We start from the raw sequence: 23,804 nt of genomic DNA on the forward strand, positions 1-23,804 counted from the left end.
GCACCGTCCCGGAGACAGGTCTGCTTCAGCAGCGCCCCGTAGCCACCCGGCGTAAGCGCGCTGCCACGAGACCGGCGGCCACGACAGCCGCCCAGGGTGGACGGTGCCCAGCTCGCCCTGGGCTCCCAGCCAGGCCGCTGCCCCGGCATCAGGCCCGTCCGGCCTAGCTCGGCCGCGTCCCCCACGATTCCCACGTGTCCGCCCGGCCGTGCTGCTCAGTCGACGATGATGCCGGGGTAGCAGTGATCATGATTCCACCCGGGCTGGATCGCGTACCCGCAACAACAGATCTCCGGCCGGGCGGGCTTGCCCTCCGAACGGCGGCGTAGTGCGACCGTGAGCGGCTGCCGGGCCAGCCATGCCTCGGCGTCCTCGCCGTCCCACCGGCCGAGCGACTCGGGGGAGACGGCGAGCCCGTCCACCAGCCCCTTGAAGAGGTCGTCGGCCTGCCTGAGCAGGAAGCGCAGCACGTTCCCGCAGTAACGCGGATCCATGTCGTCGAGGCGGTGACGACGGTCCTGGCCGTCCTGCCAGACCTCGTCCTGGTTGAGGAGGGTCACATAGTGCTCTTCAAACGTCCAGGTCCGGTCTCCCTCTCCGGACTTGCCGCTGAGCCGGTCCCGTACGGTCTGGTGTGCCTCGTAAGCCTCACGCAGCGGCTCCCCGAACTCGTCGGGGCTCTCGGCCGCGAGCCGCCGGTAGATCTCCGCGGTCTCCCCGGTGACAGTCAGGGCTTCGTTGCCCTGCCCGCTTTGCGCGAGATAGGTGCCGAGGGTGGAGAGGACATGGGCCAGAGAGGGCTCGTGGGCGGTGGGGTTGACAGCCGCCAGCCGCCGCTTGATCCCGGCCGCCTCGCGGAGGGCGGTCACCGAGTCCTCGCGGCGGCGTTCACCCCACAGCAGGAACCCCAGATTGAGTAGGGCCGTCGCCAGGTCGGACTCGTCCACCGCCACGGACCGGGTGAGTTCGGACACGGGAACCGCGGGTCCGGCGGCCACCAGTCGCCGGATGACCGCGACCGCCCGCTCGGCGGCGCTCAGGGCGTCCTGCCAACGGCGCAGCTGCCAGGAGAAGATGGCCGCGTTGGCCAGTGTCAGTGCCAGACCCGGCTCGTAGGTCGCGGGGTCGGTGGCGGCCAGCCGCTGGAAGATGCCCATGGCCCGCTCGGTTGCGGCGAGGGCCTCTTCCGGCTTGCGTCCCTCAGACATGCCCTGGCCGAGGTGGGACAGGGACAGCGCGAGTCCCGGTTCGTACGCCGCGGGGTCGGCGGCCGCCAGCCGCCGGAAGATGGCGACGGCCTCCTCGGCGGCCCGGCGGCTCGCCTCCATACGGCTCGCCTCGAAGGCGCGCTCGCTCACGTGTGCCAGGGCCGTGGCGAGAGCCGGTTCGTACGCCGCGGGGTCGGCGGCCGCCAACCGCCGGAAGATGACGACGGCCTCCTCGGCGGCAGCCACGGCGGCCTCCCGGTGTCCCGCCCGCGACATCCGGAACCCGAGGTTCTGGTACAGCCGAGCGTGTTCGGCGGGGTCGTCGGTGGCGGCGAGTCGGCGTTCGGTGAGGCGCTGAGTGAAGGCGGCGATCCCGGCGTCGAGATCCGCCTGACCATGGCGGGGAATGTGCGCGTCGACGGCTCCCAGGACAGCGGGGTCGAGGTCGACGGCGGCGAGCGCGGTCAGGGCGGCACCGCCGGCGGCGACGGCCAGGGCGGAGTCCGCGCGCAGCAGGTTTTCCAGGTGCCGGACGGCGTGCGGCCAGCGGTGCGGCGCCGCCGCCGAGGCCAGGAAGGTCAGGGCACGGGCGAGGTGCGCGGGCAGTGAGCCATCCGCGTCGCGGGCGATGAGCGCGCCGATGGTGTCCACGGCCCAAGGGGCGACGGGATAGCCGGTCGCCTCGTGTCCGGGGAGGGCCAGGGCGAGGAAGTCCTCGGCGAGCCGGTCGGGGTAGAGCGGTTCCAGGACGGTGCCGGGCTCCTGGGGCGGGTAGCAGGTGGTGTGGTCGGCCAGCAGCCGCCCTGGGCGCTCCAGGCGGAGACCGCTCAGCAGCGTGGTGCCGTCCGGGTGTGGAGCGGCCCCGGTGAGCGCGGCGGTGAAGACCACCTGGCTCATGGCGCCAGGCGGGGTCTCGTAGTCCAGGCCCTCCAGCCGGAGCTCGTAGAGCCGGGTCCAGTGCCTGCGCTCACGGTTGAGCAGGTAGGCGGACAGGCCCGCCATGTCCTTCGGGGGGCTGCTCCCCCGAGTGTGGGCGTCGACGGCCACCAGGGCAGCCATGTGCAGCGCGAGGACCAGCCCGAAGTCCGGCCGGTCCAGGTGGTCGGGCACACCGATGACGGACGGGTCGGCGAGACCGTAGCGGATGGCGAAGCAGTCCCGGGCGACGGTGAACATGGCCTGACGCGCACCGACCCCACCGGCGCGGTCGTCGAGCGGCCGCAGCGCATGGTCGCCGGTCTCCACCTCGGCGTCCTCCAGCGCGGCACGCACGGCGGGCCAGGGGACGACCGACCGGGCAAGCAACAACAACCGGGTCGGCAGCCCCCGATCGAGCAGCTTGTTGCTGAAAAGCCAGGTCAGGTGGGAAAGGGGCCACCGGTCGGCGTAGTCGACGACCAGCAGCAGCCCCGCGGCACCGTCGAGTCGCAAGTCCTGGCTTCCCAGGTGCGCCTGAATCGCGCCGGAACCATGGGTGGCCGTGACGACCTTCCAGCCCGCTGCCGCGCTGTCGGTGGCGAATTGGGCCGACAGCCGGGTCTTGCCCTGTCCGCCGGGGCCGTGCAACCACATGGCCGCAGCGCGCGGACCACCGCCGTCCCGCCACGCGGCCAGCTCCGCCTGCTCCTTGTCGCGGCCGGTGAAGTCCACGACCTGGAACCGGGCGTTGAGCAGACGGCTGGGCTGGGAGGTGAGCCATTCGGTGTCCTGGCGCGCAGGGGCGGAACGGTGCGAGGAGAGCAGATAGACCGGGCCCCGGTCGGGGAAGACGTGCAGATCGGCACCGACGACGCCGTAGCCGAACCCGCTGTCGACGCGGACCACCTGCCGTGGGCCCGGGCCCGCATGGCTCACTGGGCGTCTCCGCCGCTGCCCTTTCCGGGAGGTGCCTGGTGAACGATGACGTTGCCGCCCTGGGCCGCGAAGACCTGTCCGCCGTCCTTGGCCACGTTGTTCTGCACCCATCCGCGCTGCGTCTCCGGCAACCGCTCCTGGATCGCGCTGATCAGCTCCCGCAGTTCATCCGCGGCATCCGGGTACTGACCCAGCAGCGACTCCAGCTCCAGCAACCACACCGGGAGCAGTGCCTGGCGCACCCGCTCGGGGTCGTCCGCACGCGCGACCAGAGCGGCGTTGTTGTCCAGCTGGGCCTCGACGGCCGCCTGCTGGTCCTCTCCCCGGCGGCAGAACAGCCTCGCGACCCCGCCGCGCGCGGCCATCCAGGAATCGGTGGCCATGGCCGCGACCACCGTGGTTCCCCCGGCCAGAATCAATTCCTCCAGCATCGTGCCCCCGCCCTGTGCTCCCATGAACCCCGCCTTGCACGGACATTGTCCATGCGCGAGATCGAGTCTCGCACCGGGGCCAGAGACTCTGCCGGCGGGGAAGCCTCGACAGCACTGCCCTTCCCCAGCATGCCAGGCCCTCGCCCCGGGCGCCCGGCGTGCCTGACCGGGGCGTGCGGGGGCACCCTGGAGACATGGCCCGAGCCAACGACCAGGTAGAGGCGCTGCTCCAGGAGTACGCCGAGCTCATCGCGATCCGGGGCGGGGAGGCATTCAAGGCGCGCGCCTACGAAAAGGCCGCCCGCGCCGTCGGCGGCTACCCGGAGGATGTCTCGAAACTCGATGCCAAGGGGCTGCGCGAGATCCCGAACGTCGGCAAGTCTGTCGCCGACAAGATCCTGGAGTACCTGCGGACCGGCCGCGTGTCCGTCGTCGAGGAGGTCAGAGCCTCCGTGCCCGCCGGGGTGCGCGAGCTGATCACGATTCCGGGGCTCGGGCCCCGCAAGGCCATGGTTCTCTACGAGGAACTGGACATCACCTCCGTCGACCAGCTGCTCGAAGCCATCCACCAGGAACGGCTGCGTGATCTGAAGGGCTTCGGAGAGCGGACCGAGAAGAACATCCTGCATGGCATCTCCGTGCTGCAGAAGGCTGGTGAGGGCCGGATCCTCGTCAGCGCTGCCCTGGACATCGCCGAACAGCTCGTCGCCGAGCTGTCGGACATCCGCGGCTGCGTACGGTGCGCGTACGCGGGGTCCCTGCGCCGTATGAAGGAGACCATCGGCGATGTCGACATCCTGGTGGCGGCACGCCGGTCGGCCCCGTTCATGGACGCCCTCACGGCCCTTCCGCACACTGCCGAGGTCGTCGCACAGGGCGAGAAGAAGACTTCCGTACGGACCACCACGGGTCTCCAGGTGGACCTACGGGTACTTCCCCCGGCCTCCTGGGGTGCGGGCCTGCTGTACTTCACCGGCTCCAAGGCCCACAACATCCGCATCCGCGAACTCGCGGTGCGTCAGGGCCTCAAGCTGTCCGAGTACGGGCTCTTCGACGCCGAGAGCGGCGAGAGCGTCACCTCCGAGACGGAGGAGGCGATCTACGCCAGGCTCGGACTGCCCTGGATAGCGCCGGCGCTACGTGAGGACCGCGGCGAGATCGCGGCCGGGCTGCGCGGCGAACTCCCCGACCTCCTGACGGAGCAGGACATCCGCGGCGATCTGCACACCCACACCGACTTCACGGACGGGCTGGCCCCACTGGAGGACATGATCTCCGCCGCTGCCGCCCGCGGTTATGCCTACTACGCTGTCACCGACCACGCCCCGAACCTGTACATGCAGCGCATGACCCGCGAGAAGATCCTCGCCCAGCGCGAGCGGGTACGCGCACTCGACGGCGCGCACCACAAGATGCGGCTGCTGCACGGCACGGAACTCAACATCGGCCCGGACGGCACCCTGGACTGGCCCGACGAGTTCCTCGCGGGTTTCGCCATCTGTGTGGCCTCGGTCCACTCCCACTTCAACCAGAGCAGGCGGGACCTCACCCGCCGTCTCATCCGCGCCTGCGAGAACCCGCACGTCGCCGTCATCGGCCATCCCACGACCCGCCGGATCGGCAAACGACCGGGCATCGACGCCGACTTCGACGCGGTCTTCAAGGCCTGCGCGCGGACGGGCACCGCTCTGGAGATCAATGCGCATCCCGAGCGGCTCGACCTGTGCGACGAGGACATTCTGCGCGCGAAACGGTACGGCGTGAAGTTCGCCGTGAACTCCGACGCGCACGCCGTCACACATCTGCCGTACATGCGCTACGGGGTGGCGACGGCGCAGCGCGGCTGGCTGACGACGGACGACGTCATCAACACGTGGCCGCTGACGAAGCTGCGCCGGTTCCTGGGCAAAAAGGGCGCCTGACGAGGCGGATGGGTGTGGCCCGGAAGCCAGTCAGTACGAGCGGAGGGCCTGCGACGCGCCATCCGTGCCGCAGGAGCCGCGATCTACGGCGCGCCGCACGTCGCACTGCCGCCGATGTCGGCATGTACGGACAGACACTGCTCCTGGCCCTGGCGGCGTACGGCAGCGCCACCTGCCCCCAGGGTCTCCTGAGCTTCTACGCCGACACCATCCGCGAGCCCGTCCCCGTGCCATGGCGGCGAGCGGACGGCCACACTCAAGGACGAGGTGGTGCCGCAGCGCGCCGAGGGCCGACCGGTGCTACTCGCCGGACCGGGGCCTGGCTCCTACCTGGAAGGAATTGCCGAAGGGATCGGTGATCTCGGCCATCCGGACGTAGACGTTGTCCGCAGGGGTGCCGGCGGTACCGCCCGCCGCGAGGGCTCGCTCCACCGCCGCGTCGGCGTCCGCCACCTCGAACAGGGTCTGCCAGGCGGCGGAGGGTGCGTCCGGGACGCTCATGATGCCGCCGATCTCATGGCCGTCGGGCCGCCGGAGAAAGCTGAAGTCGACGCCGGGGAGGTCCTCGTTGCTGTCCAGGGTGAAGTCGAAGACCGCCGGGTAGAAGGCACGCGCCGGTCCTGCATCCGGGGTGGTCAGGTCGTTGCGGACCAGGCTGCCCGGCTCGTTCACGATCTCGCAGCCGAGGCGGGCACGCCCTTCCCAGAGTCCGAATTCGGCGCCGCCGGGGTCGGTCACAAGGGCCGCGCGCCCCCGGTCCCCGACATCCTGCGGGCCCTGGAACACCGTGCCGCCCGCGTCGGTGACGCGCTTGGCGGTGCCGTCACAGTCGTCGGTGGCGAGGTAGACGCGCCACAGGCCGGCGGAGGATGACGCGGGCGCGGCGGGTTCGGTGACCGGCATGAGTCCCGCCACCGGACGGCCACGCAGGAGACACAGCGTGTACTGCCCCGCTCCGGGCGCGCCGGCGCGGTACTCCCAGCCGAACAGCGCCGCGTAGAAGTCCTTCGCCCGCCGGAGGTCGGTGACATCGAGTTCGATCCAGGTCGGGGTGCCGGTCGGCTGGTTGCTGGTGACGTAGCTCATCGGAATGCTCCTGCTCTGTACGGGACGGGGCCACTGTCCGGGCCGGTTCTGCGACGCTAGATCCCATACAGGCCAGAAGATGTCCTACATCGGGTCTGTTACCTCGTGGATCGGCCGGATGGGCCGGATGGGCCGGATGGCGGTGGCACCGGCTCGTAGAATCGCCGGATGAGCGCCCCCGAAACAGAGATCCCCACCGAGCCCCACACCGAGGGCACTCCCCCGGAGAGCGAAGCGCTGGAGAGCGAAGCGCTGGAGGTGCTGCGCCGCGTCTTCGGATACGACTCCTTCCGCGGGAGCCAGCAGGAGATCATCGAGCATGTGGTCGCCGGCGGCGACGCCCTGGTGCTCATGCCGACCGGCGGGGGCAAGTCGCTCTGCTACCAGATCCCCGCCCTCGTACGGAAGGGCGTGGGCGTCGTCGTGTCGCCGCTCATCGCGCTCATGCAGGACCAGGTCGACGCGTTGAGGACCCTCGGGGTCAGGGCCGGGTTCCTCAACTCCTCCCAGGATTTCGATCAACGGCGGCTCGTGGAGGCCGAGTTCCTCGCCGGTGAGCTGGATCTGCTCTATCTGGCGCCGGAGCGGCTGCGGGTCGAGGCGACCGTACGGCTGCTGGAGCGCGGCACGATCTCGCTGTTCGCCATCGACGAGGCGCACTGCGTGGCGCAGTGGGGGCACGACTTCCGTCCCGACTACCTGGCCCTGTCCTCCCTGCACGAGCGCTGGCCCGATGTGCCGCGTATCGCGCTGACCGCCACCGCCACCGAGGCCACGCACTCGGAGATCGCTTCGCGCCTGACGCTCCAGGACGCGCGCCATTTCGTGGCGAGCTTCGACCGGCCCAATATCCAGTACCGCATCGCGCCGAAGAACGACCCCAAGCGGCAACTGCTGCAGCTACTGCGCGCCGAGCATCCCGGCGACGCGGGCATCGTCTACTGCCTCTCCCGGGCGTCGGTGGACAAGACCGCCGAATTCCTCGTCAAGAACGGGGTCAATGCGCTGCCCTACCACGCGGGGCTCGACACGCTCACACGCGCCGGGAACCAGTCCCGCTTCCTCCGCGAGGACGGGCTGGTCATGGTCGCGACCATCGCGTTCGGCATGGGCATCGACAAGCCCGACGTACGCTTCGTCGCCCATCTCGACCTGCCGAAGTCCGTCGAGGGTTACTACCAGGAGACCGGGCGCGCCGGGCGCGACGGGCTGCCGTCCACGGCCTGGCTGGCGTACGGACTCCAGGATGTCGTGCAGCAGCGGAAGATGATCGACACCTCTGAGGGCGACGAGGCGCACCGCCGGCGGCTGGGTGCCCATGTCGACGCGATGCTCTCCCTGTGCGAGACGGTCGAGTGCCGTCGCGTCCAACTGCTCGCGTACTTCAGCCAGAAGAGCAGCGCGTGCGGCAACTGCGACACGTGTCTGACGCCCGCGGAGTCCTGGGACGGCACGGTGCCCGCGCAGAAACTGCTGTCGACCGTGGTCAGGCTCAAGCGCGAGCGCAATCAGAAGTTCGGCGCGGGCCAGATCACCGACATCCTGCTGGGGAAGAAGACGGCCAAGGTCATCCAGTTCGACCATGACGCGCTCAGTGTGTTCGGTATCGGTACGGAGCTGCGCGAGGCGGAGTGGCGGAGCGTGGCGCGGCAGCTGCTGGCGCAGGGGCTGATCGCCGTGGAGGGCGACTACGGGACGCTGGTCCTCACGGAGGGCAGCGGCGAGGTCCTGGGCGGGCGGCGCCCGGTGGTACTGCGGCGCGAGCCCGAGGGCGCGGCGCGTCCGGCGCGCGCGGAGAAGACGTCCAGGCAACGGTCCGCGCCCGTCGATCTGCCGGAGGAGGCAGTGCCGGTCTACGAGGCGCTGCGTGCCTGGCGCGCGGCCTCGGCGAAGGAGCAGGGCGTACCGGCGTATGTCATCTTCCACGACGCGACGCTGCGCGCGATCGCTGTGCTGTCACCGTCGACGTCGGCAGAACTCGGCACGGTGACGGGTGTCGGCGAGAACAAGCTGGCGAAGTACGGGGATCAGATCCTTGAGACGCTGGGCAAGGCCGAATGACCCGGTCCTCAGTGGGCCGCGGCCGGTGCGCGGGCCATCACCTCGGCGAGCGTGAAGCCGCTCCATCGGCCATGTCGCAGCCGCGCAGGCCTGGTTGGGCGAGCGGTGCGTAGCCGAGGGGGTGGCGCCCGCGCACCACGTCGCCCTGGCCGCGTACGACACCGAGGGCTTTCCGGTCGTCGACCAGGTCGGCGAGCTCGTCGTCACCCGCCCGATGCCGTCCATGCCGCTGTACTTCTGGAACGACCCCGACAGCAGCCGCTACCGGGACGCCTACTTCTCGTCGTATTCCGGGGTGTGGCGCCACGGCGACCGGGTCACTCTCACCTCCCACGGCTCGTTGATCGTCCACGGCCGCTCCGACTCCACCCTCAACCGCAATGGCGTACGCCTCGGCAGCGCCGACATCCACGACGTTGTCGAGCGCCTGCCGGAGATCGCCGAGGCGCTGGTCATCGGCGCGGAGGAACCCGACGGCGGCTACTGGATGCCTCTCTTCGTGGTCCCGGCGCCCGGGGTGACGTTGGACGACGGCCTGCGCGAGAAGATCAGGGAGGCGATCCGCACCGGCGCCTCACCGCGCCATGTCCCCGACGAGATCCTCGCAGTGCCGGCCATCCCCCACACCCGCACCGGCAAGAAACTCGAAGTCCCGGTGAAACGCCTCCTCCAGGGCGCGCCCGCCGAGCAGGTCGTCAATCCCGCCGCGGTGGACGCCCCGGAACTCATCGACTGCTACGCCCGTCCGGGAGCCGACCGCCGCAGTCGGAGGAGCGCCGAGGCATGAGAACGGCACAGATCATCACCGCCGTTGTGCCGGCCCTGGTCTTCCTGCCGCTGGGAATGGCGAAGATCGCCGCAGTACCGGTCATGCGGCAGGCGGCAGCCCATCTGGGTAGGTCACCGGGCCTCTACCGCGTCGTCGGCGCGCTGGAGGTTGCCGGGGCCGCCGGGCTGCTGGCGGGCCTGGCTTGGGTTCCCCTCGGCGCAGCCGCTGCGACAGGACTCGCCCTGCTGATGGCCGCGGCGGCCGTGGTTCATCTGCGTCACGGCGACCCGCCCGCACGGGCCTTGCCCGCCGCCGTTCTGGCCCTGGCAGCAGTGGCGTACGCCGGTCTGTCGGTTGCCGCTTGACCTCAGCGTCTCGGCGCCCAAAAGTCCTCGACCCCGTTGAGGCGGTGGCGGAAATCGCCGGAGCCGGTACAGGCGGCGCGGCGGGAGCGCGTGATGGAACCCAGCGGGCGGTGGGCCTCCAGGGCGTGCCACGGGCTGAAGGAGAGTAGGTGAGCGGGCGGCGAGGCCGGTGAGCTGGAGCTGCTGATCACTCTGGCGGGGCTGCTTTTCGAGCAGGTCCTGGAGCTTGGCGTATTCGGCGATGTTGCCGAAGGGCGCCCGGCCCACATCCACCAGCCCCGACATCGCCGCCCCCGACAAGAGGGCGGGGCGGTCCAGGAGCCAATGGTGACTTCCCACGTTTGGACGACGACGGTCACCCCTGGGCCGGTGGAGAAGAACACCAGCAGGAGAAGGACTGCCGGCATCGCCCTCCGTCAGCTGACGGCGACCGGCCTCCGGTGGATCGGGCCCGTGCCCCGGGTCAGGGGCAGGCCCGTGCCCTGGTTGGCGTGGGCGATGATCTCCGCCGCGATGGACAACGCCGTCTCCTCGGGCCCACGCGCTCCGAGGTCGAGGCCGATCGGGGAGCGCAGCCCGGCCAGCTGTTCCTCGGAAACACCGGCCTCGCGCAGGAGCCGCAGGCGTTCCTGGTGCGTGCGCCGGGAGCCCATCGCACCGACGTAGCCGACCGGCAGTCCAAGCGCCAGGCGCAGCAGGGGGATGTCGAACTTGTCGTCGTGGGTGAGGACGCAGACGGCGGTACGGGCATCCACCTCGGTGCGTTCCAGATAGCGGTGAGGCCACTCGACCACCACCTGGTCCGCGTACGGGAAGCGGGCCGCCGTGGCGAAGACGGGCCGGGCATCGCACACGGTGACCCGGTAGCCGAGGAAGCGGCCTGCCTGGCTGAGGGCAGCGGCGAAGTCGACGGCGCCGAAGACCAGCATGCGCGGGCGGGACGCGTGGACATGGACGAGGACGGTCAGCGGTTCGGGGCAGCCGTCCCCGTTCCCGCCCACCGTGACGCGGGCGGTGCGCCCCGTCCTCAGGAGAGCCCGGGCTTCTTCCGCCACCAGTCTGTCCAGCGGCCCGCTGTTCAGGGTCCCGTGAGTGGCAACGCCGTGGCCAAGGACGCCCAGGGCGGAGCCCACGAGGCCAGGAGGGCCAGCTACGACCTGTGCAACGGCGGCGGGCCGGCCTTGGACGACGTGAGCGAGGACCGCGCCAAGGTGCGGCTGTGCTGCGGGATCGATGCGCTGGACGAGGACGTCGAGTTCGCCGCCGCAGGTCAGGCCCACGGCGAAGGCGTCGTCGTCCGAGTAGCCGAACCGGGCGCGCTGGGGCGCACCCTGGTCACGGAGTACCTGCTGGCACAGTTCGTACACCGCTCCCTCGACGCAGCCGCCGGAAATGCTGCCGACGGCGTTGCCGTCCTGGTCCACCGCGACCGACGTACCAATCGGCAGGGGCGCGCTGCCGTACACGTCGATGACGGTGGCCAGGGCGAAGGGGCGTGCCTCGCGGCACCAGCGGTGCAGCGTGTCCGCGATGTTCAGCATGAGGCTTTCTCCGTGGTTCGCCGTGGGGTCTGGGGCAGGCCGCCGCACTGACGGGGGCCGGGTATGCGGCGGCAGCCCCCGGGAGGTCCGGTCCTGGGGAAACGTCAGGATCAGAGCAACGCCTCGGCGGTAATGGGCAGTTCGCGGATACGGCGGCCGGTGGCGTTGAAGACCGCGTTCGCGATGGCGGGCGCCACACCGACGTGGACGACTTCGCCCAGCCCTTTGACGCCGAGCGGGTCGGCCTCGCGGTCCTCGCCGTCCAGGTAGATCGCCCTGACGTCGGGGACGTCGGCGTTGACCGGGACGAGGTAGTCGGCCAGGTTGGCGTTCACGATCCGCCCGTCACGGTGGTCGGTGACCGTGTGCTCCAGCAGGGCCGTTCCGATGCCGCCCACGATGCCGCCGATCGCCTGGCTCTCGGCGAGCTTGGGGCTGATGATGCGGCCCGCGTCGTACACGCCGAGCATGCGCCGCACCCGCACCATCCCGAGTGTCGCGTCGACGGCGACTTCGGCGAAGGTGGCGTTGTAGGCGTAGACGGAGTGCCGCTCGGAGCTGGACGGCCCGGCGTAGGACCCGAGTGCTTCGAGGTGGGAGCGATCGTTGCGGGCCAGCAGGCTGCGGTAGGTCTCACCGCGCGCCGGGTTGCGCTTGACGTGCAGCCGGCCGTTGCGCACGACGATGTCCTCGGCGGCCACCCCGTACAGCGGTGACTCGCGGTCCTCGACGGCCAGTTTGATGGCCTGCAGCCTGACCTGGTTGCAGCCGTCGAGGGTGGCGGATCCGACGCTGGCCATGGTCATCGAGCCGCCGTGTGGCGGGGTCGGCGGGAAGAGGGAATCGCCGAGGCGGAAGGTGACCGTGCGCATGGTCAGGCCGAGTGCGTCGGCGGCGACCTGGGTCTGGGAGGTGTAGGTGCCCGGTCCCATGTCGCTGGCGGCGGCCTCGACCACTGCGGTGCCGTCGGCGTCCAGGCGCACCCGGGCCTGGGCCGGCATGCGCCCGGGATCGTAGACGCCGGCGGCCATGCCCATACCGATCAGCCAGTCCCCCTCACGCGTCGAGCGCGGCCGGGGATTGCGGCGGTGCCAGCCGAACTCCCGGGCGCCGGTGGTGTAGCACTCACGCAGCCGACGGGTGGAGAACGGCTGCCCGTTGGACTCGTCCTCCGCCGGTTCGTTGCGGCGGCGCAGTTCGATCGGATCGACGCCGAGCTTGTGCGCGAGTTCGTCCATGGCCGACTCGATGACGAACGAGGCCGTGGCGAAGCCGGGGCCACGCATCCACAGCGGTGTGTTCACATCCAGCGGCACCGTCCGGTACGCCTGGCTCACATTGCGCATGCTGTAGAGCATCTGCCCCGCCAGCATGACGCCCTCGGTGAACGTCTCGTACGAGGAGGTCTCGGCGTCGATCTCGTGGGCCATGGCCGTCAGGCGGCCGCGCCTGTCGCTGCCCAGCCGCAGACGGTACTCATAGGAGGGCCGGAAGCCGGTGCCGAAGTACTGCTGCCTGCGGCTCAGGACGAGCTTGACCGGACGGCCCGTCTCGCGGGCGGCCACCCCGGCGACGACCGTGTGCGGCCAGCAGCGCAGCCCGCTGCCGAAGCCCCCGCCGACGAAGGGAGAGATGACGCGCACGGAGTCCATGGGCAGGTCGAACACCGTGGAGAGTTCGGTCTGCGTGCCCACCACCCACTGCGTCTTGTCCCACACGGTGAGCTTGTCGCCGTCCCAGCGGGCGATGGTGGCGTGCGGTTCCATCGGGTTTTGGTGATTGCGCGCCAGGTGGTAGGTGAGGTCCATCCGCACGGCCGCGGAACGCAGGCCGGCCTCAGCGTCGCCGCGCGCGTAGGTCGTCGGCTTGTCCGCCTTGGCCGCGTGCAGGTCGGTCGAGGGCTGCTCGGCGTCGTAGCGGACCTCGACCAGGCTCGCGCCGAGTTGCGCGGCCTCCAGCGTCGTGGCGACCACGACGGCGACCGGCTGGCCGTGGAAGAGCACCCGGTCGTCCTGGAAGACCCGCAGCCGCCGGCCGGGCGGGTTGTTGGACCCGGAGTTGTCGCGGTACGGCAGCTTCGGGGCGTTGCGGTGACTGATCACCCGCAGTACGCCCGGGTGAGCCAGGGCGGCTCGGGTGTCGATGGACGTGATACGGCCGCGGCCTACGGCAGCGTCGACCATGACAGCGTGCACGGCCCCGTCGACGTCGTGCTCGGCGGCGTACAGCGCCTGCCCGGTGACCTTGAGCCGTCCGTCCACGCGGGACAGCGGCGCGCCCACGGCTGCCTGCGGCTGAGGGCTCACTTGGTACCTCCTACGATGCGCAGCTGGCGTGCGACGGTCCGCTGAAGCAGCTCGACCTTGAAGCGGTTGTGCGTCAGCGGACGGGCGCCGTCCGCAGCCTTCGCGGCAGCGGCTGCCCACAGGGCCGGAGAAGGGCGCTCACCGACGACGTGCTGCTCAACGGCGGGCAGCTTCCACGGCACCGTGCCCACTCCCCCGGCGGCCACCCTCGCCTCCCGGATCACACCGCCTCGGATGTGCAGCGCGACGGCCGCCGAGGTCAGGGCGAACTCGTAGGACTGCCGGTCGCGCACCTTCAGATAACCTGAGGCCAGCGGACGCGGAAGCGCGGGGATCTCCACGGCAGTAATCAACTCACCGGTCCGCAGCGCCTGTTCACGATTCGGGGTGTCGCCCGGTCGCAGCAGGAAGTCGGCAAAGGGGACCTGGCGCTCCCCGTCCGGACCCAGCAGATGCACCCGCGCCTCCAAGGCAGCGAACGCCACAGCCACGTCGGAGGGGTGCGTGGCCGCACAGTGGTCGGAGCCGCCGAGGATCGCGTGCGTACGGTTGAAGCCCTCTCGCGCGGCACAACCCGAGCCGGGCTCGCGCTTGTTGCAGTCGGCGGTCACGTCACGGAAGTACGTGCAGCGGGTGCGCTGCATGATATTGCCGCCGATGGTGGCCATGTTGCGCAGCTGCGCCGACGCGCTCAGCTCCAGAGCCTGGGAGATGACGGGATACAGGGTGCGGACCTTGGGGTGGGCGGCGGCCTCGGCCATGGTCACCAGGGCGCCGATGCGCAGCCCGCCGCGCTCGGTGACGCTGACCTTGTGCAGCGGCAGGCCGCTGATGTCAACCAGGGTCTCAGGCTGTTCGACGGTCTCGCGCATCAGATCGACCAGGGTGGTGCCCCCGGCGATGTACCGGCCGCCGCGGCTGCCTTCGGCGACGGCCTCTCGGGTGTCGGAGACACGGGTGTAGGTGAAGGGATGCATGGCGGCGCTCCTTACTTCCGGCCCGCGGTCTGTTCGACCGCGCGCACGATCTTGACGTAGCAGCCGCAGCGGCAGATGTTGCCGCTCATCCACTCCCGGATCTCCTCCGGCGAGCCGGTGTGGCCCTCCTGGATGCAGCCGACACCGGAGAGGATCTGGCCGGGGGTGCACCTGGGCGACTGCGCGCCGCGGACCAGAAGTGGCTTTCCGCGCGGGGAGGGGCTGGGCCCCTCCCCGCGTGCGCCGAGGTCAGGGCTTGATGAGGACCTTGAGGCTGGTGCGGTCGGCCATGTCCTGGTAGCCGGCCGGGACGCCGTCGAGGCCGGTGGTGGCGTCGAAGACCTTCCCGGGCTCGATGGTGCCGTTGAGGATGTCGGGCATCAGTTCCTCGATGTAGCCGCGGACCGGTGCGGGTCCGCCGGCCAGGCGGATGTTGTGGGCGAAGAGGCTGTTGAAGCCGATCGGCGCCTCCTCGTACTGCGGGACGCCGACGCGGCTGATGACGCCGACGGACTGCTCGTAGGCGGGCATGTTGCCGACGGCTTCCAGGACTACGTGCGTGCCGTGCCCGCCGGTCAGCTCACGGACCGCGGCGATGCCTTCTTCGCCGCGGGCGGAGACGATGTCGGTGGCGCCGAACTCCCGGCCGAGATCGGTGCGCACCTTGTGGCGGCCCATGAGGATGATCTGCTCGGCGCCCAGGCGCTTGGCGGACAGCACCGCCACCAGGCCGACGGCACCGTCGCCGATCACGGTGACGCTGGTGCGCTCGTTGACGCCGCCCGCCACGGCGGCGTGGTAGCCGGTGCCGAAGACGTCCGAGAGCGTCAGCAGGGACGGCATGAGCGCCGAGTCGGCGGCGACGGGGAGCTTGACGAGGGTGCCGTCGGCGAGGGGGACGCGGACCGCTTCGGCCTGGCCGCCCTCGTCGGGCTCCATGTCCCAGAAGGTGCCGTGTTCGCAGGAGGTGTACAGGCCCTCGCGGCAGAACACGCAGGTGCCGTCGGAGAAGGCGAACGGGGAGACGACCAGGTCGCCCTTCTTGACGGTGGTCACCGCCGAGCCGGTGGCCTCGACGATGCCGATGAACTCGTGTCCCATCCGTGCGGGACCGTCAGCCGGGGACATCGAGCCGTACGGCCACAGGTCGCTGCCGCAGACGCAGGACGCGGTGACGCGGACCAGCGCGTCGGTGGGTTGCTTGATGACGGAGTCCGGAACGTTCTCGACCCGGACGTCGCCCGCTCCGTACATGAGGGTTGCGCGCATGAGATGTTCTCCGATCGAGTGGTGCTTACTGCTGGTGTTTCGGGTTGCCGCCTGTCGGCAGCCAGGAAGCCCCGCTGTGGCTGCGATCCGGTTCACACGTCCGCGGCGCGGCGACAGCCTCGATGCCTTGGATGCCTTGGATGGCGGCAGTCGCGCGGCGGCGGCGCTGGGTGAGGGCGCCGATGACGGCGCCGACCACGGCGGGACCGGTGGCCCCGAGGGGACCTACCTGTTCGACCTGGCCCGGGCAGCCCGGCCCGCCCGCCGCACGCCACCCCGCCGCAAGGACGTCGTAGTCCCGCCCCGCATCCAGTGGATGCTCGACTCCATGACGATGTCCTCAGCATTCGTGCGCAACGGCCGCATGGACGTCATCGCCCACAACGCGCTCGCCAGAGCCGTGCACGCGCTGATGTTCGACAGCGACACCACCGACAAGCACGGCCGCGCCAACATCGCCCGCTACGTCTTCCTCGACCCGGGCGCCCGGCACTTCTCCGTCGACTGGGACCATGCCGCTGTCGCCACCGCCGCACTGCTGCGCGCCGAAGCCGGACGTGAACCCCACGACCGAGCCCTGCGCGAGCTCGTCGGCGAACTGTCCACCCTCAGCTCCGAGTTCCGCACCGAATGGGCGGCGCACGAGGTCCGCATCCGCCACGACGGCATCAAGCGGCTGAGGCACCCCGAGGCCGGCGACCTGGAGCTGACCTACCACTCCCTGGACCTGCCCCTGTCCAACCGGGCAGTGCACGACCTGACCATCTACACCGCCGAGCCGGGCACCACCTCCGAAGACCGGCTCAGGCTCCTCGCGAGCTGGGCCGCCACCCAGTCCCAGGGGTCCACAGAGCCCACCCGACAGACGCACTGAGAACTCATGCCACGATCGCGTCGAAGGGCCCCCGGCCCACAGGCACCTCCTGCCGCGACCCCTGAGCGAGCGGACTCCGGGAACCGAACCGGCTCACGGTGACAGGTCGACGACCGTTCCTGTGCCTACACCGGACTGGTTCAAGCACTACGCGACAAGGGCCGATGAATACCGGTTCCCCCAGGCTCGTACCAACGCCAAGGCCGCCGAAGAAGCCATCATGCGCACCGCCGCCGAGCGGATCGATGAATACCCGCTGACCGTCGGCGGCTTCAGCATGGGCGGCCTGATCACCCGCTACGCCCTGGCCCGGCTCGAAACCATGCGCATGAACCACCAAACAGCTCTGTACTTTTCCTGCGACACCTCCCACCGCGGTGGCGTGATCCCCATCGGGATCCAGGGACCGGCCGTGAAGAACAACAGCAATTACGGCCTGTACGCGATCGCGGGCCACGACGACACGACCAAGGACCCCGCACCGCACGACCACAAGCCCATCCGCTGAGATGGACGGCACCGGCAGGGGGCTTGGCCGCCACCTCGCGGGTTTGTTCCGATCAGCGCTGCCCGACCGGGACGCGCCAGAGCAGGGTCGTACCGCCGCCCGGCGGGCAGGTCAGTTCGAGTACGCCGCCCAGTTGCTCGGCGCGCTCGGCGAGGTTGCGCAGTCCGCTGCGGCGCCCCTTGGTGGGGATGCCCACGCCGTCGTCCGCGACGGTGAGTGTGACGTCGACGCCGTCGGTCGTCAGCGCCACGTCGGCGCGGCTCGCGTGGGCGTGCCGGGCGACATTGGTCAGCGCCTCGGACAGGACCGCCACCAGGTGGTCGGCGATGTCCCTGGGCACGTTGGTGTCCAGCAGGCCTTCCATCCGCAGGCTCGGTGCGAAGCCCAGCACGGGGGCGGCCTCGCCGGCGGCCCGTACGGTGCGTGAGCGCAGGGTCTCGCCGCCGTCCGCTTCGCGGGCCCGCAGCCCGAAGATCGTCGACCGGATGATCTTGATCGTCTCGTCGAGGTCGTCGACCGCCCGCTCCACCCGTTCCGACGCGCCGGGGTGCTCGATGAAGCGTCCCGCGCTCTGGAGTGTCATCCCGGTCGCGAACAGCCGCTGGATCGCCAGGTCGTGCAGGTCACGGGCGATCCGGTCGCGGTCTTCGAGCAGCGCGATCTGCTCGGCGTCGGCCCGCCGTTCGGCCAGCTCCATGGCCACCGCCGCCTGCCCCGCGAAGCCCAGCAGCGGCCCGGTCTCCGCCTCCGTGAACACCGTGCGCCCCGCGGCGCGGACCAGCAGGAGCACACCGCGCACCACGTCGCCGCTGCCGATGGGGACGGCCACCGCGGGCCCCATCCCCTGGAACCGCTGCGGGCCGGCGATGATCCGCTCGTCGTGGGCGACATCCGCGCTCGTCGCGAGCCGGGCCGCGGTGTACGCGGCACCCATGAGGGTGCCCTCCGGCGGCAGCACCAGGCCGCGGTGGGCATCCGACTCCTGCCCGATGGCCAGTTCCACGGCAAGTGTGCCGGTGTCCGCCATCGGTACGGCGACCATCGCGAGCTCGGCGTCGACGATCTCGCGCGCCCGCTCGGCGATCAGGCCCAGCACCTCGCCGCGCGCACCGCCGGACATCAGACTGTGGTTGATCTCCGCGCTGGCACGCAGCCAGCGCTCGCGCTGCTTGGCCTTCTCATACAGCCGGGCGTTGTCGATGGCCACTCCGGCGGCGACAGCGAGAGTGGCGAGCACCGACTCGTCCTCCTCGTCGAACTGCGTACCGCCGCGTTTCTCGGTCAGGTAGAGGTTGCCGAAGACATGGTCACGGACCCTGATGGGCACGCCGACGAAGGTGTTCATCGGCGGGTGGTGGGCCGGGAATCCGTACGAGGCGGGGTGTTCGGAGATTTTCGCGAGCCGCAGCGGTTCCGGCTTCCTGATCAGCTCGCCCAGGATGCCGTGTCCCTCCGGGTAGGGCCCGATCTCGGCGATCTGCTCCTGGCTCACGCCGACGGTCAGGAACTCCGACAGCCGTCTGCCGTCGGGCCCGATCACGCCGAGCGCCGCGTACTCGGCGTCCACCAGCGCCGCCGCGGCCTCCACGATGGAGCGCAGCACCTGCTCCAGGTCCAGCTCGCGCCCCACCGACAGCACGGCCTCCAGCAGGCTGTGCACCCGGTCCCGGGTGCCGCGCGCCGCGTCCAGCCTGGCCTGGAGCTCCTCCAGCAGCTCGTCCAGTCGTAGCTGCGGCAACCTGACGCTGCGCTCGTGGGAGCTTGCCACCGGTGATTCCTCCATGTGCGCCTCGGCGAGCCGGGCGACCGGAGAACCGGCCGTCCCACCCACCGTATTCGACCCGGCCGGTACAACGGGTACGGAGGAGGCCTGTGCGCACAATCGAGCGCCGCCGGAGGCTCGTCACCGCTCCGGGAGCCGGGCGGCGACGTACTCGGTGAGGTCGAGGAGCCTGTTGGTGTAGCCCCACTCGTTGTCGTACCAGCCGAAGACCTTCACCAGTTCGTCGTGCGCCTGGGTGAGCGGGGCGTCCAGGACGCAGGAGGCGGGGTCGCCGACGATGTCGCGCGAGACGATCGGGGCGTCGGAGACGCGCAGGATTCCCTTCAGCGGGCCGGCGGCGGCCTCGCGGAAGGCGGCGTTGACCTCCTCTGCGGTCGCCGGCCGGTCGAGCACCAGGGTCAGGTCCGTGAGGGAGCCGTCCTCGACGGGGACGCGGACCGCGATGCCGTCGAGGGTGCCTGCCAGCTCCGGCAGTACGAGGCCGACGGCGCGGGCGGCTCCGGTGCTGGTCGGGATGATGTTCACCGCGGCGCTGCGGCCACGGCGCAGGTCCTTGTGCGGGCCGCCCAGCACGACTTGGTCGTTCGTGTAGCCGTGGATGGTGGTCATCAGGCCCTTGTCGACGCCGAAGACCTCGTGGAGAACCTTCACCATCGGGGCCACGCAGTTGGTCGTGCAGGAGGCGTTCGAGATCACCTGGTCGGTGTCCGGGTCGTACGTGCTCTCGTTGACGCCCATGACGACGGTGGCGTCGACTCCCTTGCCCGGCACGGACAGCAGCACCTTGCGCGCCCCGGCCTTCAGGTGCAGACCGGCGTCCTCGCGGCTGCGGAAGCGGCCGGTCGACTCGATGACCACGTCCACTCCGAGGTCGCCCCAAGACAGCGCGGCGGGATCGCGCTCGGCGGTCACCGCGATGCGGTGCCCTCCCCCAGAGCCTTCGGCCTGGGAGGTGCCCCCAACAGTGATCGACGTGTCGTCGTGTTCGACGGTGCGGCGCAGCCTGCCGTAGGTCGAGTCGAACTCCAGCAGATGAGCCAGGGCTGCCGGGGAGGTGAGGTCGTTGACCGCCACCACCTCGACCGGCGTGCCGCTCGCCGACTCGGCGCGCTCCAGCACGCAGCGCAGGTAGTTCCGTCCGATGCGGCCGAAGCCGTTGATTCCTACCCGCACGGTCATGTCCGTCGTCCTCCCGCTCGATGTCCGGTGTGTGCTGCCCAGCCTGCGGGCGGTGGAGCGGGCCCGGCATGGGCCGTACGGGGCCGGGGTCCGGGGACGTTCGGCCCACCGCCCGGGACGTCCGGGACCTGACCGCAGGCAGGCAGCCCGGCCGACTCTGTAGCCAGAACGAAGAGCACGCTCAAGGGAGATGTCCGTCATGAAAGCTGCAGTCGTCCGCGCCTTCGGTGAGCCCCTGGTCATCGAGGAGCGTCCCGCCCCGGAGCCGGGTCCCGGCCAGGTGCGTATCCGCGTCGAGGCGTCCGGGCTGTGCCACACCGACATCCACGCCGCGCACGGCGACTGGCCGGTCAAGCCCACCCCGCCCTTCATCCCCGGCCACGAGGGCGTCGGCATCGTCGAGGCTCTCGGCGGCGGCGTCACCCACCTTGCCGTCGGCCAACGCGTCGCCGTGCCGTGGCTGGGCTGCTGTGGGCGCCGCCATGCTCCTGGAGGACCTTGGCCGGGTCTTCTTTGCGGGCGTCGATGAGGATGTCGGCGCCCAGTTCGCGGGCCGTCTACGGCGGGCTGCTGCGCCGGGGCGGCAAGCTGATCATGGTGGCGCTCCCCGCGGGCGGCACCATCCAGGTCCCGATCTTCGACACCGTGCTGAAGGGCACCTCCGTGATCGGCTCGATCGTGGGTACCCGCCAGGACCTGGACGAAGTGTTCCAGCTGCACGCCGCGGGCCGCACCCGGGTGATCTACCAGACCCGGACCCTGGACACCGTCAACGAGTCCATCGCGGACGTACTGCACGGCGACGTCGAAGCCCGCATCGTGTTCGAGATGTGACCCCCGAGAGACCTCCGGAGAAAGAGGCAGACCGCCATGGCCCGTTATGTGTACGACTTCAGCGAAGGCGGCCGGGAGATGGCCGGTCTGCTCGGCGGCAAAGGCGCCAATCTCGCCGAGATGACCCGGATGGGCCTGCCGGTGCCACCCGGTTTCACCGTCACCACCGAGGCCTGCCGGGCCTTCCTCTCGTCCGGCACGGAGCCCGAGGGCCTGGGCCCGGAGGTCGACCGGCAACTGGCCGCGCTGGAGCGGGCGGCGGGGCGGCGGCTGGGGCAGCCTGACAACCCGCTGCTGCTCTCGGTCCGCTCCGGTGCCCGGTTTTCCATGCCGGGCATGATGGACACGATCCTCGACATCGGCCTCAACGACGAGTCCGTGCGGGGCCTGGCGAAAACCTCCGGCCAGGAGCGCTTCGCCTGGGACTCGTACCGCCGTCTTGTGCAGATGTTCGGCAGCACCGTGATGGGTGTCGACGGCGCGCTCTTCGAGGAGGCTCTCAGCCGTCTCAAGGAGTCGCGGGGCGCTCCGGATGATCTGCGGCTGGACGCGACGGATCTCGCCGGTCTGGTCGAGACGTACCAGGAGTTGATCCGCCGCGAGACCGGCGAGGACTTCCCGCAGGACCCGGTCGAGCAGCTGCACCGGTCGATCCGCGCCGTGTTCGAGTCCTGGAACGGTGAGCGCGCCCGCGTCTACCGCCGCCGTGAGCACATCCCCGATGACCTGGGCACCGCCGTCAACGTACAGACCATGGTCTTCGGCAACCTCGGCCCCGACTCCGGCAGCGGCGTCGCCTTCACCCGCGACCCGGCCACCGGCCGGCCCGGCGTCTACGGCGACTATCTGCCCAACGCACAGGGCGAGGACGTCGTCTCGGGCATCCGCAACGCCGTACCGCTGGGCAAGCTGGAACGCCTCGACCCCGACGCGTACTGGCAGTTGCACGACTACCTGCGGATCCTGGAGGACCACTACCGCGATCTGTGCGACATCGAGTTCACCATCGAGCACCGCAAGCTGTGGATGCTGCAGACCCGGGTCGGCAAGCGCACCGCCGAGGCCGCTTTCGCCATCGCCGACGCGCTCGTCGACGAGAACCTGATCAACCCGGCCGAGGCGCTGGCCCGGGTGAGCGGCGAGGGACTCGCCCGGCTGATGTTCCCCCGCTTCGACACGACCGCCGTCGGCGCGCCGCTCGCGCACGGCATACCCGCCTCGCCGGGCGCCGCCGTCGGGGCCGCGGTCTTCGACTCCGCGGAGGCGGTACGCCGCGCGGCGGCCGGGGAAGCGGTCGTCCTCGTACGGCAGGAGACCACGCCCGACGATCTGCCCGGCATGGTCGCCGCGCAGGCCGTGCTGACCAGCCGCGGCGGCAAGACCAGCCACGCGGCCGTGGTGGCCCGCGGCATGGGCAAGGTCTGCGTCTGCGGCGCAGAGGAAATCGTCGTGGACGTGCGGGCCCGGCGGTTCACGGCCAACGGCATCACGGTGGCCGAGGGCACCGTCATCTCGGTCGACGGCTCCGAGGGCACCGTCCATCTCGGTGCGGCACCGCTGGTCGATTCGGCGGTGATGACGTACTTCGAGTCCGGTCTGAAAGCCGGCGTGGAGACCGATGCCCCGGCGCAGCACGTGGTCGGCGCGGTGGACCGGCTGATGGAGCAGGCCGACGGTGTGCGGCGGCTTGGCGTACGGGCCAACGCCGACACCCCCGAGGATGCCGCGCGCGCCCGCCGCTTCGGCGCGGAGGGCATCGGGCTGTGCCGGACCGAGCACATGTTCCTCGGCGAGCGCCGACGTCTGGTCGAGGCCATGATCCTGGCCCGTACGGACGCCGAGCGCGACCGTGCGCTGGCGGGCCTGCTGCCGTCGCAGCGCGAGGACTTCGTCGGCATTCTCGCCGCGATGGACGGCCTGCCCGTCACCATCCGCCTCCTCGACCCGCCGCTGCACGAGTTCCTGCCGGACCGCACCGAGCTGTCGGTACGTGTCGCCGCGACCGAGGCGCACGGCGACGCGCCGGCCGCGCACGACGTGGAGCTGCTGGCCGCCGTGAACCGTATGCACGAGGAGAACCCCATGCTGGGCCTGCGCGGGGTGCGCCTGGGTCTGGTCGTGCCCGGACTGGTCGCCATGCAGGTACGGGCCGTCGCCGAGGCCGTCGCCGAACGCAAGCGGGCCGGCGGTGACCCCCGGGCGGAGATCATGGTTCCGCTGGTCGACACGGTCGAGGAACTCCGCATCGTCCGCGCGGTGGTGGAGCGCGTACTCGCTGAGGTCTCCGAGGAGACGGGCATCCCCGTCGACTGCCCGGTGGGCACCATGATCGAGCTGCCCAGAGCCGCGCTGACGGCGGGCCTGATCGCGCAAGAAGCGGTGTTCTTCTCCTTCGGGACCAATGACCTCACCCAGACCACCTGGGGCTTCTCCCGCGACGACGTCGAGGCGGCGTTCTTCTCCGCCTACCTCGAACAGGGCATCTTCAAGGTCTCCCCGTTCGAGACGATCGACCGCGAGGGCGTCGGACGGCTGGTGGAGATCGCCGTCGCCGAGGGCCGGGCCGCCCGGCCCGACCTGGAGATCGGTGTGTGCGGTGAGCACGGCGGAGACCCGGAGTCGGTGCACTTCTTCCACGGAGCGGGCCTGGACTACGTCTCGTGCTCCCCGTTCCGGGTCCCGGTCGCCCGCCTGGAGGCGGGCCGCGCCGCGCTCCCGGACACGGAGGTCAGCGACAGCAGGTGAACCGTGACATCGAAGGTCATCGCGCGTCATCGAGGTCCCGGGACCAAACGTCCCGGGACCTTCGGGCTGGTCGGCCCCGGGCGGGGACCTTC

Annotated in this window: 14 protein-coding genes and 5 pseudogenes; 9 read left to right on the top strand and 10 right to left on the bottom strand. The window is 70.7% G+C overall.

What is annotated here, in order from left to right; all coding sequences use genetic code 11:
• Positions 1-215: 215 nt before the first annotated feature.
• A complete protein-coding gene (locus tag ACIHCQ_RS18785) occupies positions 216-3,062 on the bottom strand; it encodes a hypothetical protein (RefSeq protein ID WP_399663308.1) in 2,847 nt (948 codons plus the stop codon).
• Positions 3,059-3,517, bottom strand: coding sequence for a hypothetical protein (locus ACIHCQ_RS18790; RefSeq protein ID WP_399663310.1), 459 nt, complete (start codon positions 3,515-3,517; stop codon positions 3,059-3,061). The genes ACIHCQ_RS18785 and ACIHCQ_RS18790 overlap by 4 nt, the downstream gene beginning before the upstream one ends.
• Positions 3,518-3,687: 170 nt before the next feature.
• Between ACIHCQ_RS18790 and polX the strand changes: the two genes are divergently transcribed.
• On the top strand, positions 3,688-5,415 hold the full coding sequence (gene polX, locus ACIHCQ_RS18795) for a DNA polymerase/3'-5' exonuclease PolX (RefSeq protein WP_399663312.1): 1,728 nt from the start codon (positions 3,688-3,690) through the stop codon (positions 5,413-5,415).
• A gap of 300 nt (positions 5,416-5,715) precedes the next feature.
• On the opposite strand, the gene ACIHCQ_RS18800 is transcribed toward polX, so the two are convergent.
• Positions 5,716-6,501 carry a VOC family protein gene (locus ACIHCQ_RS18800; RefSeq protein WP_399663314.1) on the bottom strand — a complete coding sequence of 262 codons (786 nt, stop codon included), beginning with the start codon at positions 6,499-6,501 and terminating at the stop codon, positions 5,716-5,718.
• 168 nt (positions 6,502-6,669) lie between these two features.
• Here ACIHCQ_RS18800 and recQ point away from each other — a divergent pair, with 168 nt between their 5' ends.
• From recQ to ACIHCQ_RS18815, 3 genes and pseudogenes are all read left to right on the top strand, one after another.
• On the top strand, positions 6,670-8,562 hold the full coding sequence (recQ, locus tag ACIHCQ_RS18805) for a DNA helicase RecQ (protein ID WP_399663316.1): 1,893 nt from the start codon (positions 6,670-6,672) through the stop codon (positions 8,560-8,562).
• Between the two features lie 124 nt (positions 8,563-8,686).
• Positions 8,687-9,349, top strand: a pseudogene (locus ACIHCQ_RS18810) (acetoacetate--CoA ligase); the annotation flags it as partial.
• Complete coding sequence (locus ACIHCQ_RS18815; protein ID WP_399663318.1) at positions 9,346-9,696, top strand: DoxX family protein; 351 nt, start codon at positions 9,346-9,348, stop codon at positions 9,694-9,696. The pseudogene ACIHCQ_RS18810 and the gene ACIHCQ_RS18815, both read left to right, overlap by 4 nt.
• 416 nt (positions 9,697-10,112) lie before the next feature.
• Here ACIHCQ_RS18815 and ACIHCQ_RS18820 read toward each other — a convergent pair whose 3' ends face one another.
• The 5 genes and pseudogenes from ACIHCQ_RS18820 to ACIHCQ_RS18840 all read right to left on the bottom strand — a co-directional run bounded on the left by ACIHCQ_RS18820 (position 10,113) and on the right by ACIHCQ_RS18840 (position 15,789).
• Entirely contained in the window at positions 10,113-11,237 is a 1,125-nt protein-coding gene (locus ACIHCQ_RS18820; RefSeq protein ID WP_399663320.1) for an XdhC family protein, read from the bottom strand.
• Positions 11,238-11,347: 110 nt separating this feature from the next.
• Positions 11,348-13,543, bottom strand: a complete 2,196-nt coding sequence (locus ACIHCQ_RS18825; RefSeq protein WP_399663322.1) for a xanthine dehydrogenase family protein molybdopterin-binding subunit — start codon at positions 13,541-13,543, stop codon at positions 11,348-11,350.
• Positions 13,540-14,520 (bottom strand): FAD binding domain-containing protein, encoded by a 981-nt coding sequence (locus ACIHCQ_RS18830; protein WP_399663324.1) that lies wholly within the window; start codon positions 14,518-14,520, stop codon positions 13,540-13,542. The genes ACIHCQ_RS18825 and ACIHCQ_RS18830 overlap by 4 nt, the downstream gene beginning before the upstream one ends.
• A gap of 11 nt (positions 14,521-14,531) precedes the next feature.
• Positions 14,532-14,702 (bottom strand): annotated as a pseudogene (locus ACIHCQ_RS18835) (2Fe-2S iron-sulfur cluster-binding protein); the annotation flags it as partial.
• Between the two features lie 67 nt (positions 14,703-14,769).
• A complete protein-coding gene (locus ACIHCQ_RS18840; RefSeq protein WP_399663326.1) occupies positions 14,770-15,789 on the bottom strand; it encodes an alcohol dehydrogenase catalytic domain-containing protein in 1,020 nt (339 codons plus the stop codon).
• A 127-nt stretch (positions 15,790-15,916) separates the two neighbouring features.
• On the opposite strand from ACIHCQ_RS18840, the gene ACIHCQ_RS18845 reads away from it, so the two are divergent.
• Both ACIHCQ_RS18845 and ACIHCQ_RS18850 read left to right on the top strand, forming a co-directional pair.
• Entirely contained in the window at positions 15,917-16,663 is a 747-nt protein-coding gene (locus ACIHCQ_RS18845) for a transcriptional regulator (RefSeq protein WP_399663328.1), read from the top strand.
• A 193-nt stretch (positions 16,664-16,856) separates the two neighbouring features.
• Positions 16,857-17,066, top strand: a pseudogene (locus tag ACIHCQ_RS18850) (hypothetical protein); the annotation flags it as partial.
• Between the two features lie 157 nt (positions 17,067-17,223).
• Here ACIHCQ_RS18850 and ACIHCQ_RS18855 read toward each other — a convergent pair.
• Positions 17,224-18,954, bottom strand: a complete 1,731-nt coding sequence (locus tag ACIHCQ_RS18855) for a GAF domain-containing protein (RefSeq protein ID WP_399663330.1) — start codon at positions 18,952-18,954, stop codon at positions 17,224-17,226.
• A 120-nt stretch (positions 18,955-19,074) separates the two neighbouring features.
• Positions 19,075-20,133 (bottom strand): type I glyceraldehyde-3-phosphate dehydrogenase, encoded by a 1,059-nt coding sequence (gene gap, locus ACIHCQ_RS18860; protein ID WP_399663332.1) that lies wholly within the window; start codon positions 20,131-20,133, stop codon positions 19,075-19,077.
• 199 nt (positions 20,134-20,332) lie between these two features.
• Here gap and ACIHCQ_RS18865 point away from each other — a divergent pair.
• From ACIHCQ_RS18865 to ppdK, 3 genes and pseudogenes are all read left to right on the top strand, one after another.
• Positions 20,333-20,593: pseudogene (locus tag ACIHCQ_RS18865) on the top strand (alcohol dehydrogenase catalytic domain-containing protein); the annotation flags it as partial.
• Positions 20,594-20,685: 92 nt separating this feature from the next.
• Positions 20,686-20,967: pseudogene (locus ACIHCQ_RS18870) on the top strand (hypothetical protein); the annotation flags it as partial.
• A 36-nt stretch (positions 20,968-21,003) separates the two neighbouring features.
• The gene (gene ppdK, locus ACIHCQ_RS18875) at positions 21,004-23,712 is read left to right on the top strand and encodes a pyruvate, phosphate dikinase (RefSeq protein WP_399663334.1); all 2,709 of its coding nucleotides are present in this window, start codon (positions 21,004-21,006) and stop codon (positions 23,710-23,712) included.
• Positions 23,713-23,804 lie beyond the last annotated feature (92 nt).

It is taken from the genome of Streptomyces sp. NPDC052236, assembly GCF_044548015.1.
Classification (GTDB): Bacteria; Actinomycetota; Actinomycetes; order Streptomycetales; family Streptomycetaceae; genus Streptomyces.

Coding starts and splice junctions, on each gene's coding strand:
- ACIHCQ_RS18790 (WP_399663310.1), bottom strand. CDS start 3,517: ATGGGAGCACAGGGCGGGGGCACGATGCTGGAGGAATTGATTCTGGCC.
- polX (WP_399663312.1), top strand. CDS start 3,688: ATGGCCCGAGCCAACGACCAGGTAGAGGCGCTGCTCCAGGAGTACGCC.
- ACIHCQ_RS18800 (WP_399663314.1), bottom strand. CDS start 6,501: ATGAGCTACGTCACCAGCAACCAGCCGACCGGCACCCCGACCTGGATC.
- recQ (WP_399663316.1), top strand. CDS start 6,670: ATGAGCGCCCCCGAAACAGAGATCCCCACCGAGCCCCACACCGAGGGC.
- ACIHCQ_RS18815 (WP_399663318.1), top strand. CDS start 9,346: ATGAGAACGGCACAGATCATCACCGCCGTTGTGCCGGCCCTGGTCTTC.
- ACIHCQ_RS18820 (WP_399663320.1), bottom strand. CDS start 11,237: ATGCTGAACATCGCGGACACGCTGCACCGCTGGTGCCGCGAGGCACGC.
- ACIHCQ_RS18830 (WP_399663324.1), bottom strand. CDS start 14,520: ATGCATCCCTTCACCTACACCCGTGTCTCCGACACCCGAGAGGCCGTC.
- ACIHCQ_RS18840 (WP_399663326.1), bottom strand. CDS start 15,789: ATGCGCGCAACCCTCATGTACGGAGCGGGCGACGTCCGGGTCGAGAAC.
- ACIHCQ_RS18855 (WP_399663330.1), bottom strand. CDS start 18,954: ATGGAGGAATCACCGGTGGCAAGCTCCCACGAGCGCAGCGTCAGGTTG.
- gap (WP_399663332.1), bottom strand. CDS start 20,133: ATGACCGTGCGGGTAGGAATCAACGGCTTCGGCCGCATCGGACGGAAC.
- ppdK (WP_399663334.1), top strand. CDS start 21,004: ATGGCCCGTTATGTGTACGACTTCAGCGAAGGCGGCCGGGAGATGGCC.